The 15,105-nt window shown below is 75.0% G+C and carries 16 protein-coding genes; 4 read left to right on the top strand and 12 right to left on the bottom strand.

Features of this window, described 5'->3' with window-relative positions; translation table 11 throughout:
• Positions 1–25: 25 nt before the first annotated feature.
• Positions 26–1,111, bottom strand: a complete 1,086-nt coding sequence (locus RDV89_RS06335; RefSeq protein ID WP_315732098.1) for a hypothetical protein — start codon at positions 1,109–1,111, stop codon at positions 26–28.
• Between the two features lie 70 nt (positions 1,112–1,181).
• Here RDV89_RS06335 and RDV89_RS06330 point away from each other — a divergent pair, with 70 nt between their 5' ends.
• On the top strand, positions 1,182–1,652 hold the full coding sequence (locus RDV89_RS06330) for an acyl-CoA thioesterase (RefSeq protein ID WP_315732097.1): 471 nt from the start codon (positions 1,182–1,184) through the stop codon (positions 1,650–1,652).
• Positions 1,653–1,735: 83 nt separating this feature from the next.
• On the opposite strand, the gene RDV89_RS06325 is transcribed toward RDV89_RS06330, so the two are convergent.
• The 4 genes from RDV89_RS06325 to RDV89_RS06310 are packed head-to-tail and all read right to left on the bottom strand — an operon-like array spanning position 1,736 to position 5,406.
• On the bottom strand, positions 1,736–2,773 hold the full coding sequence (locus tag RDV89_RS06325; protein ID WP_315732096.1) for a glycine betaine ABC transporter substrate-binding protein: 1,038 nt from the start codon (positions 2,771–2,773) through the stop codon (positions 1,736–1,738).
• A gap of 1 nt (position 2,774) precedes the next feature.
• Positions 2,775–3,593: an ABC transporter permease gene (locus RDV89_RS06320; protein WP_315732095.1), complete on the bottom strand. Its 819-nt coding sequence runs from the start codon at positions 3,591–3,593 to the stop codon at positions 2,775–2,777.
• On the bottom strand, positions 3,590–4,810 hold the full coding sequence (locus tag RDV89_RS06315; RefSeq protein WP_315732094.1) for an ATP-binding cassette domain-containing protein: 1,221 nt from the start codon (positions 4,808–4,810) through the stop codon (positions 3,590–3,592). The genes RDV89_RS06320 and RDV89_RS06315 overlap by 4 nt, the downstream gene beginning before the upstream one ends.
• On the bottom strand, positions 4,807–5,406 hold the full coding sequence (locus RDV89_RS06310; RefSeq protein WP_315732093.1) for an ABC transporter permease: 600 nt from the start codon (positions 5,404–5,406) through the stop codon (positions 4,807–4,809). The genes RDV89_RS06315 and RDV89_RS06310 overlap by 4 nt, the downstream gene beginning before the upstream one ends.
• Before the next feature lie 233 nt (positions 5,407–5,639).
• Here RDV89_RS06310 and RDV89_RS06305 point away from each other — a divergent pair, with 233 nt between their 5' ends.
• Positions 5,640–6,317 carry a GNAT family N-acetyltransferase gene (locus RDV89_RS06305; RefSeq protein ID WP_315732092.1) on the top strand — a complete coding sequence of 226 codons (678 nt, stop codon included), beginning with the start codon at positions 5,640–5,642 and terminating at the stop codon, positions 6,315–6,317.
• Positions 6,314–7,120, top strand: coding sequence for a M15 family metallopeptidase (locus RDV89_RS06300; RefSeq protein ID WP_315732091.1), 807 nt, complete (start codon positions 6,314–6,316; stop codon positions 7,118–7,120). Before RDV89_RS06305 ends, RDV89_RS06300 begins: the two co-directional genes overlap by 4 nt.
• Here the strand turns inward: RDV89_RS06300 and RDV89_RS06295 are convergent.
• The gene (locus tag RDV89_RS06295) at positions 7,090–7,695 is read right to left on the bottom strand and encodes a hypothetical protein (RefSeq protein ID WP_315732090.1); all 606 of its coding nucleotides are present in this window, start codon (positions 7,693–7,695) and stop codon (positions 7,090–7,092) included. The two genes, RDV89_RS06300 and RDV89_RS06295, sit on opposite strands and share 31 nt — an antisense overlap.
• A 233-nt stretch (positions 7,696–7,928) precedes the next feature.
• On the opposite strand from RDV89_RS06295, the gene RDV89_RS06290 reads away from it, so the two are divergent.
• Entirely contained in the window at positions 7,929–9,131 is a 1,203-nt protein-coding gene (locus RDV89_RS06290; RefSeq protein ID WP_315732089.1) for an MFS transporter, read from the top strand.
• 24 nt (positions 9,132–9,155) lie between these two features.
• Here RDV89_RS06290 and RDV89_RS06285 read toward each other — a convergent pair whose 3' ends face one another.
• From RDV89_RS06285 to RDV89_RS06260, 6 genes are read right to left on the bottom strand one after another with little or no spacing between them, the layout of a single operon-like run.
• Complete coding sequence (locus RDV89_RS06285) at positions 9,156–9,815, bottom strand: response regulator (protein WP_315732088.1); 660 nt, start codon at positions 9,813–9,815, stop codon at positions 9,156–9,158.
• Entirely contained in the window at positions 9,812–11,185 is a 1,374-nt protein-coding gene (locus RDV89_RS06280) for a sensor histidine kinase (protein ID WP_315732087.1), read from the bottom strand. Before RDV89_RS06280 ends, RDV89_RS06285 begins: the two co-directional genes overlap by 4 nt.
• Positions 11,182–12,192, bottom strand: coding sequence for an acyltransferase family protein (locus RDV89_RS06275; protein WP_315732086.1), 1,011 nt, complete (start codon positions 12,190–12,192; stop codon positions 11,182–11,184). Before RDV89_RS06275 ends, RDV89_RS06280 begins: the two co-directional genes overlap by 4 nt.
• Positions 12,189–13,190: a D-alanine--D-alanine ligase family protein gene (locus RDV89_RS06270; protein ID WP_315732085.1), complete on the bottom strand. Its 1,002-nt coding sequence runs from the start codon at positions 13,188–13,190 to the stop codon at positions 12,189–12,191. The genes RDV89_RS06275 and RDV89_RS06270 overlap by 4 nt, the downstream gene beginning before the upstream one ends.
• The gene (alr, locus tag RDV89_RS06265; protein ID WP_315732084.1) at positions 13,187–14,443 is read right to left on the bottom strand and encodes an alanine racemase; all 1,257 of its coding nucleotides are present in this window, start codon (positions 14,441–14,443) and stop codon (positions 13,187–13,189) included. Before alr ends, RDV89_RS06270 begins: the two co-directional genes overlap by 4 nt.
• Positions 14,440–15,069, bottom strand: coding sequence for a M15 family metallopeptidase (locus tag RDV89_RS06260; RefSeq protein WP_315732083.1), 630 nt, complete (start codon positions 15,067–15,069; stop codon positions 14,440–14,442). Before RDV89_RS06260 ends, alr begins: the two co-directional genes overlap by 4 nt.
• Positions 15,070–15,105: the final 36 nt, after the last annotated feature.

The following is a 15,105-nucleotide window of genomic DNA, read 5'->3' as shown; positions in this document are numbered from 1 at the left end:
CGACTCGGGCCTGCGGGCGACGAGCCTAGCCAGGGGGCCGCCCGGACCCGGGGTCCCGGGACCCGAGGATCTCCGCGACCGCCGAGGAGGCGTAGAACGGCGCCAGCCGGCGGCGGACCAGGTCCTCCAGGCGCCCGGCCCGGTGCGCGGCGGCGGCCAGCGGCGGCAGCAGCGCGCCGGCGTGCGCGACGAGCGCGTCGCGGTCGAGACCGAGCTCGGCGAGGAGCCGGTCGAGCGGGACGTCGCCGTGCGCGGCGAGGACCGCGTGCACCGTGGAGCGGACGACCTCGTGCACGGGCGCGGCGGCGGCCGCCTCCGCGACGACGACGTGCAGCAGGTCGGCGAGCTCGACCAGCGCGTCGGGGTCGCTCGCGCGGTCCGGCGGGGTGGCGGGCGGCAGCGGCGTGGTCGCGTACAGGTCGTACAGCTCCAGGACCGCCTCCAGGGCGGCCGGGTCGCGCAGCGTGTCGGCGACGACCTTGTTGAGCCGCCGCGCCGCCAGGGCCGCCCCCTTGCCGGTCGTGTCGCCGAGCAGGCTCTCGAGGTGCCCCTCCGCGGCGCCGAGCACCCTGCCGCCCGCGCGGGCGCCGAACGACACCAGCGAGCCCACGCCCGGGATCTTCTCGGCGACCGCGCGGTTGGCCTGGACGACCTCGCCGACGAGCCGCCCGACGAACGTGCCCGCCAGCCGCGTCGCCTGCGGGCTGCGCGTCGCACGGTCGAGGGCGGACTCCAGGACGTCGACGCGGGCCAGGAGGCGGCGGGCGAGGTCCTCGACGCGCTCGCGGCGCACGACCTCGGCGAGCGTGAACGTCGACTCGGGGCCCATCGCGACGGCACTGCCGAGCGTGGTCGCCACCGCCGTGGCGCGCGGGCTGGGCGGCACCGTGACGAGGATCCGGCACACGACGTCGGCGACCACGTCCGGGTCCGCCACGTCGGCCAGGGTCAGGTGCGCACCGAGGTCGAGCAGCAGGTCGACGTCCGCGGCGAGCGCGTCGGGCGTACGCGCGCCGACGAGGCCGTCGACCACCCACGCCACCTGGGCCTCGAGCAGACGGGCGGCAGCGGTCTCGGTCTCGGTCGGGGCGTCGGGGAGGGGGTCGGCCATGGTCCCGAGGATAGGAGCCGCGGGGAGGCTCCCGGCCGCCGCGGCGCGGTGGCGTGCGAGGATCGCGGCCGTGACGGCCGTCTACGACACCGAGATCCAGGCGCGCCTGCGCGACGTCAACCTCGCCGGGCACGTCGACAACGTCGAGGCCATCCGCATCGTCAACGAGGCGCGCACCGAGCTGCTGCGCTTCGCCCCGCTCGTCGAGGGATCGGCGCGTCCGGGGCTGCTCGGGGTCACGCCCGAGACGGTGACGGACCTCGTCGGCGGCCAGCGGGTCGACTACCACGCCGAGATGCGCTTCGCGCCCTTCCAGCCGTTCCTGCTGCGGCTGTGGGTCAGCCACGTGGGCCGCTCGTCGTTCACCGTCGCCGCCCAGATGCGCACGCAGGCCGACCACGCCCCGGCGCTCGTGGGCGAGGCGACCGTCGTGCTGTGGGACACCGGAGCGTCGCGGCCCTGGGCGCTGGACGCGACCACGCGCGCCACGCTGGGGGCGTACCTCGGCGAGCCCGTCGCGTTCCGCGAGCGCCGCGGCTGAGTCCCGGACACGGCGACGCCCCCGGCAGCGGTGCTGCCGAGGGCGTCGGGGCGCGGGCGCGTCGGGCCGTTGTCAGGGGCGCGTCACTGCACGAAACCCTGCTCCTGCAGCCAGTCGAACGCGACGTCGGCCGGCTCCTCGCCGTCCACGTCGACGCGCGCGTTGAGCTCCTGGAGCACCTCGTCGGTCAGCTCCTCGGTCACGGGGGCCATCAGGTCCTCGATCTCGGGGTGCTCCTCGATCAGCTCCTCGCGCACGACCAGCGACACGTTGTACTGGGGGAAGTAGCTCTGGTCGTCCTCCAGCACCGTCAGGTCGAGCGCCAGGATCCGGCCGTCGGTGGTGAAGACCTCGCCGAAGTTGCACTCGCCCTTCGCCGTCGCGTCGTAGATCGCGCCGGTCTGGTAGGTGCGCAGGTTCGACTCCGGGACGCCCTGCGGGTCCTCGAGCGGGATGCCGTAGGTCTCGAGCATCCCCGGCAGCCCGTCGGCGCGGTTGGTGAACTCGGACTCGACGCAGAACGTGCGCTCCTCCACCGGCAGGTCCTGGATCTGCGACAGCGTCGTGATGCCGAGCTGCTCGGTGACCTCCGGGTTCATCGCGAACGCGTAGGTGTTGTTCATCGGCGCCGGGGGCAGCCACACCAGGTCGTTCTGCTCGAGGTCGGCGTCGCGCACCGCCTCGTACTGCTCCTGCTCGCCCTGCACCGGCTCGGTCTCGCCGAGGTAGGTGATCCAGCCGGTGCCCGTGTACTCCCACATCGCGTCGATCTCTCCAACCAGGTGGGCCTGCCGCGCGGCCGCGCTGCCCGGGATGTTGGTCAGGTCGGTGACGTCCGCGCCGGCGGCGCTCATGAGGATGATCGCCATCTTGCCGAGGATCACGTTCTCGTTGAAGTTCTTGGAGCCGACCGTGATCTCGACGCCCTCGAGGTCCGCGATGCCCTCGAGGTCCGAGCCGAGCTCGCCGGTCGGGACGTAGCCGCCCGCCGTGCCCAGCGCGCACCCCGACAGCACCGCTGCGGTGGAGACGAGGCAGGCCACGCCGACGCCGAGCCGGCGACGGGCGCTCCGGCCGGGGGAGCGGGTACGCCCTGCGGGCGCGGTCGTTGTGCGGGTCATGTCAGACCCCCTTCGGTCGGTAGGCGATCTCCAGCAGGCGGCCGACCCACTCGATGAACAGCGCGAGCAACGCGATCAGCAGCGCGCCCGTGACCATCAGCGAGAAGCGGAACAGCGCGATGCCGGTCTGCACGATCTCGCCGAGCCCGCCGGCGTTGATGAAGCACGCCAGCGAAGCGGTGCCCGTGATCAGCACGAGCGAGGTGCGCACGCCCGCCATGATCACCGGGATCGCGAGGGGCAGCTCGATCTTCCGCAACGTGCCGACGTTCGACATGCCGACCCCGCGGGCCGCCTCGACGAGCGTCGGGTCGACCGCCTGGATGCCGGTGATGGTGTTGCGCAGCACCGGGAGGAGGCCGTAGAGCGAGAGGCCGATGACGGCGGTCCAGAAGCCGCTGCCGAGCCACAGGAACAGCAGCACCAGCAGGCCGACCGACGGGGCCGCCTGCCCGGCGTTGGCGACGGCCACGACGATCGGCGCGGCGCGGCGCAGGGCACCGCGGGTCAGGGCGATGCCGAGCGGCACGGCCAGGGCGACGACGATGATCGCCGAGGTGACCGTCAGCGCGAGGTGCTCGCGGAACAGGGTGCCGATCTCGCTCCAGCGCAGCTGCTGGGCCTCGATGGAGTCCAGCTCGGCGGTCTGACGCCAGATCACGAAGCCCACGAAGACCGCGGCGATGAGCAGCGGCGGCACGACGAGCATGCCGAGCGTCTCGCGCGTGACGCCCTTGCGCGACAGCCAGGTCCGGAAGCCGCCCGACCCCTCGGCCGGGGTGCTCGCGGAGGTGGAGGGCGGGGTGGCGAGGTCGGTCACGACGCCGCCTCCTCGCTGCGGGCCTCCTGCGCCTCCTGGGCCGCGGCCTCCTGCGTGCGGATGTGGGCGGTGACCGACTCGAAGTCCACGACCCCGAGGTACTTGTCGCGGGCGTCCGTGACGATCGCGCCGGCGTGCGACGAGCTGAGCATCGTGTCGAGCGCGTCGTTGAGCGTGGCCCGCTCGTCGAGCGTCACCAGCTCCTCGCGGCGCTTCACGTCGATCGTCGAGGCGCGGCGCAGGTTGCGGTTCCACGGCCAGGCGATCGGTCGGCCGCGGTCGTCCAGCACGACCACGCACTCCTGGCCGGCGGCCTCGGCCCGACGGACGGCGTCCTGGGCGTCGTCGCCGATGCGGGCGGTCGTCCAGTCCACGAAGTTCAGCTCGTTGACCCGCGAGAGGCTGAGCTGCTTGAGCGTGGAGCCGGCGCCCACGAAGTCGGCCACGAAGTCGTTGGCCGGCGCCGCGAGCACGTTCTCGGGGGTGTCGTACTGCTCGATCTTCGCGCCCTCGGAGAAGATCAGGATCCGGTCGCCCAGCTTGATCGCCTCGTCGATGTCGTGGGTCACGCAGACGATCGTCTTGCCGAGCTCGCGCTGGATGCCGAGCATCTCGTCCTGCAGGCGCTGGCGGGTGATCGGGTCGACGGCACCGAAGGGCTCGTCCATGAGGACCACCGGCGGGTCCGCAGCGAGGCCGCGGGCGACGCCCACGCGCTGCTGCTGGCCGCCGGAGAGCTCGCGCGGGTAGCGGTCGCGGTAGCGGCCCGCCTCCAGGCCGACGAGGTCGAGGAGCTCCTCCGTGCGCTCGGCGATCCGCTTCTTGTCCCACTTCAGCAGCTTGGGCACGACCGCGATGTTGTCGGCCACGGTGAGGTGGGGGAACAGGCTGCCGCCCTGGATCACGTAGCCGATCGTGCGGCGCAGCTCGTCGGCGTCGCGCCCGCGGATGTCGTCGCCGTCGATCGTGATGGTGCCCGACGTGGGCTCGATCAGGCGGTTGATCATCTTCAGGGAGGTCGTCTTGCCGCAGCCCGAGGGGCCGATGAACATGACCACCTCGCCCGCGGGCACGGTGATCGAGAGGTCGTTGACGGCGGCGTTCTTCTGGCCGGGGTAGCGCTTGACGACGTCCTTCAGCTGGATCTCGGCGCCGCTGACGGTGCGCGCGGAACCCTTCTCGTCGGCCTGCTGGTGGTGCTGGGTGGACTCGCTCATGAGACGCGGATTCCCTTCGAGACGGTGGCTCGCCCCAGGGCGAGGAGCAGGAGGTCGGCGACGAGCGCCACGATCACGATGCCCACGGTGCCCACCAGGGCGTAGTTGAGGGCGTTGGCGCCGCCGGCCTGCACGAGCCCGGTCCAGATGTAGGACCCGAGACCCGGGCCGAGGACGTACGCGGCGATGGCCGCGATGCCCATCGACATCTGCATCGAGATGCGCACGCCGGCGAGGATCACCGGCCAGGCCAGCGGCAGCTGGACCCGGAAGAGCACGGTCAGCGGGCTCATGCCCATGCCGCGGGCCGACTCCAGGAGGTGCTGGTCGACGCCGGCGAGGCCGACCACCGCGTTGCGCAGCACCGGCAGCACGGCGTAGAAGACGACGCACAGGAAGGCCGTGGGCGTGCCGAGCCCGGACAGGGGCAGCAGCAGGCCGATGAGGGCGAAGGACGGCAGCGTCAGCCCGATGGCCGACACGGCGTTCGCCACGGGCTCGAGGGCCCGGTAGCGGTTGATCACGACCGCGAGCGCGACCGCCACCACCGTGGCGACGAGGACGCACTGCACGACCAGGTTGAGGTGTTGGAGCATGTGAAAGGCGATCTGGGTTCGCCGTTCTGAGATGAAGTCGCCCACGGGTGGCGCCCCTTCCGTCGTCAGACCAGAACAGTGTGCCTACCCACGCGTAGCGTCTCGAAACCCCCGCGTGCGGGCCGGGTCCGCTGGTCCAGACCGCTACGGTCGGGGCCATGGATGCCGCGCCGCCCGCTGCCGGGCCCGTGCCGAGGGCCACGCGGCACCGGGCCGCGGTCCGTCTCAGACCCATGGCGGTGGAGGACCTCGACGTCGTCGTGCGCCTGCACCGCCGCGCCTTCCCCGACAACGTCGTGGGCCGGTTCGGCGGTGCGCTGCTGGAGCGCTACTACCGCTCGTTCGTCACCAGCCCCGAGGCCGTCGCGACGGTAGCGACCGACGACGAGGGCGCTCCGGTGGGATACCTGGTCGGGGTGCTGGCCACGGACCACCACCGGCGCTGGGTGCGCGAGCACCACCTCCGCGCGCTGCTGGCCGCCGCCCTGCCGGCCCTGCTGCAGCACCCCGTGCTCGCGGCCGGCCTGCTCCGCCGGCGTCTCGTCGTGCGGCTGCGCGCCCTCGCCGGCCGGCTCCGGCCCCGCGCCGCGGGCGGCACCGTGGTCGAGGTCGCGCCCACCGTGGACGGCAGCTCGGTCGCCCGGGTCCGTCCGGGCCCGGTCGCCGTGCTCTCGCACGTCGCCGTCGAGCCCGGCGCCCGCGGGGGCGGCGCCGGGAGCAGCCTGATCGACCACTTCGAGCAGGTCGCGGAACGACGGGGCGCCGCGCGGATGTGCCTGGCCACGGCCGAGGACGGCGGGGCGGGCGCGTTGTACGAGCGGCGGGGCTGGCGGCTGCAGGCCCGCCGACGCACGTTCGACGGGCGGCACCTGCGGATCTACGAGCGCACGGTGGGAGGGACCAGCAGGTGAGCACCACGACCGGCGCCCGGCGGGCCACCGCCGCGGCGACTCTGCTGCTCGTCCTGGCCGGCTGCGCGTCGGGCGGCGACGGTGCGGACGACGGGGACGCAGCGGACGCGCCGACCACCAGCACGAGCGTCGCACCGTCGACCCCCTCGACCCCGACGGCCCCGTCGACGACCACACCGGCCGAGCCTGCGCAGCCGCCCGGCCCCGAGCCGTCGCGCATCGTCGAGGTGCCGCAGGACCAGTGGAACGCCATGGTGGCCGCCGGGATGGTGCGCCCGGAGTGCCCGGTGAGCGAGCGGACGCAGCTGCGACGCGTCGAGCTGAACTACGTGGACTTCTCGGGCCAGGACCAGCGCGGGCACCTGGTCGTGCGCGACGACACGGCCGAGACGACGCAACGCATCTTCGACCGCATCTACGAGGCCGGCTTCCCGATCGAGAGGATGGAGGGCGTCGAGGTCTTCGACGGCGACGTCGCCGCCAGCCTGGAGGCCAACAACACGTCTGCGTACAACTGTCGACGCGCCGACCAGATCAACGCGCCCTTCGGCGACTCGCCGCACGCGAACGGCCGAGCGGTCGACATCAACCCGGTGCAGAACCCGTGGGTCGACCTGCGGTGCCGCTGCTGGACCCCGGGTCCCGAGAACAACGAGCGGACGCCGGGGCCCGGCAAGATCCTGCAGGGCGAGACGGTCTGGCAGATCTTCGCGGACGAGGGCTGGATCTGGCAGAACATCGACGTGCCGGACTACATGCACTTCGACACGGGCTACCCCTCCGTGCCGTACGTCGGCTGGTGAGCCGCCCGACGGGGCAGGGGCACGCCGAGGGCGGCGTGCACCGCGGCCGTGACGAGCAGGCGCAGCGGTCGGACGTCCACGGTGCCGTCGTCGACGAGCGCGACCAGCCACTGGTGCGCGTCGTCGTCGTAGCCGCCCGCGCCGGCGGCGCACCGGATGCCGAGGGCCGCGTACGCCGCGCGCCACGGCGTGTCGGGGAACGGTCCCGCGAAGGAGCCTCCTTCGAGCGCGGCCGCGAGGTCGGGGTCGACGGTAAGGGATCGCAGCGGCAGCGTGGCGAGCGGGACGACCCGGTGAGCGGGGCCCTCCGGACCCGGACGCACATCGCCCTGGCCCACGACCCGCACCTGGTCGCCGTCGACCCTGCCGACCCACCAGCCGCGGACGCCGGAGGACAGGGCGCACAGCGCGGCCACCTCGACGAGTCGCTCTGCCGTGCCGGCCGCGCTGAGGGAGTCGAGGCGGCCCAGGCAGCCCTCGAGGGTCTGCGCCAGTCCGTCGGGATCGGTGCGGCGGACGCTGCGCGGTGCGCCGGACTGCGGGGTGCGCTCCAGCTCGCGGGCAGAATCAACCATGTGCGGCCTCCTCGCCGTGGTGCGGCCCGGATCCGCGTGGTCGCCTCCGGCGACCGATCGTAAGAAGGGAAACTGATGATTTCCCAGGAATCACCCGAAGAGGTGGCGCCTCTTCAGGGTGGGTGCTGCTCAGCCGTGGGAGGGACGTCTCGCGGTGGGGTGCGTGGGGGACGTCGGGTCGGCGCGCATGACGTGCAGTGTTGCCCGGTCTCCCTCCGTCAAACCTCCACAACGTGTTGAGGTTCTTCCCGCGGGGGTCCGGCGCGGCCCTCGCCGTGATCGCCACGACGACGCTCCTCGCCATGTCGGTGTGGTTCTCCGCGACGTTCGTGGCGCGCCCGCTGACCCGGGAGTGGGGACTGGGCGAGGGCGGCGCGACGCTGCTCACGATCGCGGTCCAGGTGGGCTTCGTCCTGGGCGCGCTGGCCTCCGCGGTGCTGGGTCTGCCGGACGCCGTGCCCGCTCGGCGCCTGGTCGGTCTCGGGGCGGCCGGCGCCGCCGTGTGCAACCTGGGTCTCCTCGCGGCGGACGGTCTCGCCGTCGCGGTCCCGCTGCGACTGCTCACCGGGGTCTTCCTGGCCCTCGTCTACCCGCCCGCGCTGCGGGAGGTGGCGACGTGGTTCGTCCGCGGACGGGGCCTGGCGATGGGCACGGTGATCGGCGCGCTGACCCTCGGCTCCGCGCTGCCGCACCTCGTCGGCGCCGCGACGGCGCTGGACTGGCGCGTCGTCGTCGCCGCGACCAGCGTCGCGGGCCTCGCCGCCGCGCTGCTCGCCCAGCTGCTGCGCCGTCCCGGCCCGCACGCACCGCCACCGCGACCCTTCCGGCTCGGTGCCGGGCTGCGGGCGCTGGGGGAGCGGCGCGTCGCCCTCGCCAACCTCGGCTACGTCGGCCACATGTGGGAGCTGTACGCGATGTGGGCGGGCGTGGGCGCGTTCCTCCTGGCTGTGCCGGGGGTCGCGGCGGGCGAGGAGCCGGGGCGTACCGCTGCGGTCCTCGCGTTCGCCGCCATCGGGGCCGGGGCGCTCGGCTGCCTGGCGGGCGGCGTGATCAGCGACCGCCGGGGACGGGCGGAGGCGGCGCTCGTCAGCCTCGTGTGCTCCGGCGGCGCCGCGGTGGTGCTGGCCCTGACCCACCGGACCGCGCCCCTGACGGTCGTGGTCGCGCTGTGCCTGTTCTGGGGCTTCTGGGTGGTCGCCGACTCGGCGCAGTTCTCCGCCATGGTCACCGAGGCGGCCCCGCCCGACGCGGTCGGCGCGGCCCTGTCGCTGCAGATGGCGATGGGCTACCTCACGACCGTGGTGACGATCGCGCTCGTGCCGTGGCTGACCCGCGAGGCGTCCTGGACGCTCACGCTGCTGGTCCTCGCCGTGGGCCCCGCGGTCGGGGCCGCGGCGATGGTGGCCGCCCGGCGCGACGCCGTCGCGCGGCCGTGACCTCCGAGCCGGCGGACGTCGGGCTCAGCGCACCAGTCCGTGCTCGTGGGCGAACACCACGATCTGCACGCGGTCGCGCAGACCCAGCTTGCGCAGGATGGCCCCGACGTGGGTCTTCACCGTCGACTCGCTGACGAAGACCGTGCCCGCGATCTCGGCGTTCGAGCGGCCGCGGGCGACCGCCCCGAAGACCTCGCGCTCCTTGTCGGTCAGCGAGAGGTACGCACCGGGCGGCGCCGCCGGCGCGCGGTACTGCCCGTCCAGGAGCGTCGCCAGGTCCTGCGGGGCGAGCACCGCGTTGCCCGTGTGCACCGTGCGGACCGCGTCGCGCAGCATCAGCGGCGTCGTGTCCTTGAGCAGGAACCCGCTCGCACCGTGCCGGATCGCGGTGGCGGCGCGGTCGTCGAGGTTGAACGTGGTGAGCACGACCACGCGCACCGGTCGGGTCCGGCGCGCGGCCCGCTCGGGGGAGAAGATCTGGCGGGTCGCCTCCACGCCGTCCATCTCGGGCATCCGGATGTCCATGAGCACGACGTCGGGCTCGGTCTCCTCGACGACGCGCACGGCCGCGAAGCCGTCGGCCGCCTGACCGACGACCTCGATGTCGTCGGCGGCGTCGAGGATCACGGCCACGCCCGCGCGGAACAGCTCCTGGTCGTCGACCAGCACGACGCGGATGCTCACCCGAGACCCGCCCCGGCGCGCACGGGGACCCAGGCCGTGGCGGTGTAGGACGTCGCCCCGTCCTCCTCGCGCAGGCGGACGTCGAGGCGTCCGCCGACGGCCGCCAGGCGTCGGCGCATGCCGTCGACGCCGCGGCCCGAACCGTCGGACGGAGCGATGGGCAGGGTCTCGACCTCCCACCGGGCGGTCGGGTCGTCGGGTCCCACCGCGCCGCCGTCCGCGCCGTCCACCATGTTGCGCACCTCGATCCGCAGCTCGTCCTGCCACCGACCGTCCGGCCAGTGGCGCTCCACCATGATCGGGTCCGCGCGGCGTCCGTGCCTCATCGCGTTGGTCAGCATCTCCTGCAGGACGCGGTGGGCCACCGTCGCGAGCTCGGGCGGCAGCGGCCGCACGGGTCCCAGCTCGCGGTGCTCGACGGCGTACCCGCTGCTGCGGACCCCGGACACGAGCGCGGCCACGTCGGCGGTCGGCGCCGACTGCTGCAGGCCGGTGTCGTCGGTGCTCGCGAGCACCTGGCGAACGTCCTGCAGCGACGAGCGCGCCGACGAGGCGATCGTCGCCAGCGTCTCCTGGAGCCGCTCCTCCCCGCGGAGGAACTGCGCCGACTCCGCCTGGGCGAGGATCACGGCCAGCGAGTGGCCCACCACGTCGTGCACGTCGCGGGCCATCCGCGCCTGGTCGTCGCGCAGCCGCGCGATCTCGTGGGCCTGGTCGGACTCGCGGTGCGCCTCGGCGGCGTCGGCCTCCGCCGCCTCCTGCGAGACCCGCGACGCCCGGGCACGGTCGGCGAAGCGGAGCGCGACGCCGAGGAGCCACGGCAGCGCCAGGACGCTGGTGAACAGGACGAGCAGGGTCACGGGCCACGTCTCGCCGAGCTGGTAGTACAGCTGCAGGAACGTGCTGGTCGCGCCGCTGCCGAAGAGGATCTGGTCGATCGAGCCGATCTGGGCCGCGGCGACGAAGACGAAGCCCGCCACCGGGATGGAGGCGAGCGAGACCAGCACGGTCGCCCGGCTGCCCCAGCGCGCGGTGCCGAACGCGACGACGGCGACGGCGAGCTGGGCGGCCAGCACCGGCAGCCCCAGCCCGACCTGCAGGAGGCAGGCGGCCCAGACCAGCGAGAGCGCCGCGCCCGGCAGGTGCCGGGCCAGGGCGACGGCGAGCGCCGTGACGACCCCCGGTAGGGCGTAGGTCGCCAGCTCGCCGGCCGGGACCCACGAGAACCGCAGCACCTCGGCCAGCACGAACACGAGGACGGCCAGGCCGATCACGACGTCGGGCACCCAGCCCGACGCGGTCGTCGGCACCGGTCGCGGCGCCTGGGTCCAGGGACGGTCGGCCACCCGCACCACACCCGGGCCGCTCACGACGCCACCTGCCCGGCGGCCGTCGGCGTGCCCCGCGCGGCGAGCGGCCGCTCGACGCAGCGCCAGCTGAGCGTGGCGGCCACGACGGTCAGCACGGCGGCGATCGCACCGGCCAGCTCGACCGTGCCCGTGCCCGCCCGCAGCCAGAGTGTCAGCGGGTAGTTCCACAGGTACGCGCCGTAGGACACCACGCCCAGCGCCACCAGGGGAGCCAGCGCGCGGGGCACGTCGGTCCACGAGCGCCACGCCAGCAGCAGCACGACGGTGAGGGCGGCGATGGCGGGGCCTCCTGCCAGGTAGGTGAGCGCGTGACCCCGCAAGGGAACCACGCTGAGGACGGCCAGCCCCAGCAGGGCGGCCGGCACGGCGAGGGTCGGCAGCGCGGTCGCGGGCCGACGCTCGACCAGCACGCGCGCGGCGGCGCCGATCACGAAGCACACCGCCCAGCTGGTGGGCAGGGCGTACGCCAGGTCCGGGGCGTCGCGCAGCCACACCAGGGTCGCGACGCAGGCCAGCAGGCACCCGGCCGCGGCGACCACGAGCACCGTGCCGACCCGCCGCCGCGCGACGGCGAGGACGAGGAGAGCGGGCCAGACCAGGTAGAACTGCTCCTCCGTCGCCAGGGTCCACAGGTGGAAGGTCGCGTCGCTGCCCTGGTCGAAGGGCAGGTTGGCGGTCCAGGTCAGGGCGACGACGACCGTGCGGGGCAGCTCGTCGACGTCGCCGAGGGGGTCGAGCGTCAGGGTCACCAGCGCGACGCCGACGACGAGCACGACGAGCGCCGGCACGAGACGTCGCGCGCGCCGGGCGTAGAACCGTCCGAGGCGCACCCGTCCGTCACGGTCCAGCTCGCCCAGCAGCACCCCGGTGATGAGGTAGCCGCTGAGCGCGAAGAACATCACGACCCCCACGACCCCGGCACCCGGCAGCTGCTCGGGCAGCGCGTGGCGCCCGACGACCAGCGCGACGGCGAGTCCGCGCAGCAGGTCGATGCCGGCGACCCTCACGCGGCGACCGGAACGGACAGGCCGAGCGCGTCGCGCACCAGCAGGTCGAGCAGGTCGGGGTAGGCGAGACCGGCGGCCGCGAACATCCGCGGCACCTGCGAGGCCGCGGTGAAGCCGGGCATGGTGTTGACCTCGTTCAGCACCGGCCCGTCGGCGGTGAGGAAGAAGTCGACGCGGGCGACGCCGCGGCAGCCGAGGGCGTCGTACGCCCGCAGCGCGGCCGCCTCGAGCGCCTCCTGGTCGGCGTCGGACAGGGCCGCGGGCACCGTGAAGCGGGCGCCGCCGGCGTACTTGGCGTCGAAGTCGAAGAACCCGTCGACCTCGATCTCCAGCGCGGGCGAGACCACGCGCTCGGCGCCGGCGGGCCCCGTGGCGAGGACCGCGACGTCGATCTCGCGACCGTCCACGACGTCCTCGACGAGCACCCGGGTGTCGAGCGCGAACGCGGCCGCGAGGGCGGCGGGCAGCTCGGCGGCGGTGCGCACGAGCGTCACGCCGTGGCTCGAGCCCGCGGCCACGGGCTTGACGACGACCGGGTGGGTGAAGGCGTACGCCCCCGCTGCCGCCGGCGTCAGCAGGACCCCCGGCGCGGTCCTGATGCCGACGGCCTCGGCCACGAGCTTGGTGGCCCACTTGTCCATCGCCAGCGCGCCGGCGGCGACGCCGGAGCCCACGTACGGCACGTGGGCGAGGTCGCAGAGGGCCGCCAGCGTGCCGTCCTCGCCACGTGGGCCGTGCACGACGGGCACGACGACGTCCGCGGAACGCAGCACGTGCAGCGCCCCCGTGAGCCCGACCGGACGGTCGCCGCGGTCGCGCCACGTGCCGTCGCGCCCGATGGTGAGGGGGACGACCTCGTAGCGGGCCCGGCCGAGGGCGTCGCGGACCTCGCCGAGAGCGTGGGCCACCGACGCCGCGGACGCGACCGACACCTCGTGCTCGCAGCTCTCGCCGCCGCCGATGACGACGACGCGGGTGGGGGAGGTGGTGCTGCTCATGGGTGGCTCCTGGTTGCGGACGGGTCGGACGGGGCGGGCAGGACGGTGCGGCGGGGGCGCGTGCCGAGGCCGGTGAGGACCTCGTGGGGCAGGAGGCCGGACCAGCGGGCCCACTCCTGGACGGTCGGCGCGGCGCTGCTGGGCGGACCCATGACGGTCGCGACGTCGCCCGGCGCGACCCGGAGGCCGGGGTCACCCGGTCCCAGGTCGACGACGACCTGGTCCATCGAGATCCGCCCGACCACGGGCACCCGGCGTCCGCCGAGCAGGACCTCCGCGCGGCCGGACGCGGTGCGGGGGAGGCCGTCGGCGTACCCCACGGCGAGCAGGGCGAGCCGGGTGGGCGCCGGCGCGCGCCACGTGCCGCCGTACCCGACGGGCGTGCCGGCCGTGACCTCGCGGACCGTGACGACCGGGGCCGTCAGCGTGACCGGCCCGGCCAACGGCGTCGTCTCCGACGGGTCGATGCCGACGACGCCGGCGCCGACCCGCACGAGCGTGTGGTGGGTGGCGGGGTCGCGCAGGGTGGCGGCGGTCGCGGCGAGGTGGCGCAGCGCCGGGCGCAGCCCGCCGGCCCGCGCCTCGTCGAGGCCCGCGGCGAACCGGTCGCGGCCCGCGGCGTTCGGGTCGGCGCCGGGGGCGGCGAGCGGGCCCGCGTCGGCGTCGGGCAGGTGCCCCATCACCCCGACCGCGCGGACGGTGCCGTCGCGCTCGGCGCGCCGGGCGGCCAGGCACAGCGCGGCCCACTCCTCGGGCGCGGCGCCGTCGCGGGCCAGGCCGGTGTCGAGGTGCAGGTGCACGAGCGCCGGCGCGCGACGGGCACGGGCGCGCCACGCGCGGACCACCGCGGCGAGGTGGGCGGTCGAGGGCAGGGCGAGCTCGACGTCGGCGTCGAGGGCGGACCCGAAGTCGGCGTCGACGGCGTTGAGCCAGCTGAGGACGGGCGCGTCGAGGCCGGCGGCCCGCAGGGCGAGCGCCTCGTCGATGCTGGTGACGCCGAGGCGGCTGGCGCCGTGGGCGAGCGCGGTGCGCGCCACGTCGGCGGCGCCGAGCCCGAACCCGTCGGCCTTGACGACGGCAGCGGTCGCCGCGCCGCTCGCCGCCGCGCGGGCCGCGAGCAGGCGGACGTTGGCCGCGACCGCACCCAGGTCGACGGTCAGCACCGGCACGCGCCGATGCAGGTCGTCGTCGGCCGCCGGCACCCGACGCGTGGCCGGCCGGGCCACCGAGCGGCGCATCGCCACGGTGCTCATGCCGCCGCCCCGGCCGCGCTGCCGACCGGTCCGTACATGGCGGCGCCCACCCCGGTCGCGAGCGCCCAGTACTGGTCGCCGTGGCTCCAGTGCCACCACTCGGTGGGGTAGTTGACGAACCCCTCCGGGGTGAGCACGGCGGCGAGCAGCGCGCGGTGCGCGCGGGCCCGCGGGCTGATGCCGGGCGCGTCGAAGTAGCAGCGGCCGCCGGACTGCTCGGGGGTGGCGTCGATGGGGGTGCCGAGGTCGAGCAGGCGTCCCGCGGCGTCGACGAGCGTCAGGTCGACGGCCGCGCCGGCCACGTGCGGGGCGACCGCGACGGGCGCGACGAACCGGCTCGTCAGCCGCTCGACCTCGCGGGCGTCGGCGTGCGGGTGGGCCGCGCGCACCTCGGCGGCGTAGCGCGCGACGATCGCGCGCTGGTCGGCGACGCTGCGGTGGCCCTCCACCACCCGCAGGCCGACGCCGGCCGGCAGTGCGGCGGCCGCGCGGGCGAGGCGTCGGGCGAGGCCGGTGCGGACGCGGGCGCGGGCGGGGCCGTACGCCGGGCCCAGCGTCACGAGCGGCTCGCCGCACTCGCGGACCGGCACGGCGTGCACCCGGGGGTCGGACAGCAGGATCGTCATGCCAGGAGGTTCGCCCGGACCGTGGTGCCGTCGCCT

It is taken from the genome of Nocardioides imazamoxiresistens, from assembly GCF_032378595.1.
GTDB classification, from domain to species: domain Bacteria; phylum Actinomycetota; class Actinomycetes; order Propionibacteriales; family Nocardioidaceae; genus Nocardioides; species Nocardioides imazamoxiresistens.
Note: the sequence above shows the minus strand (reverse complement) of the source record. Positions and strands in the feature narration are given on the sequence as shown.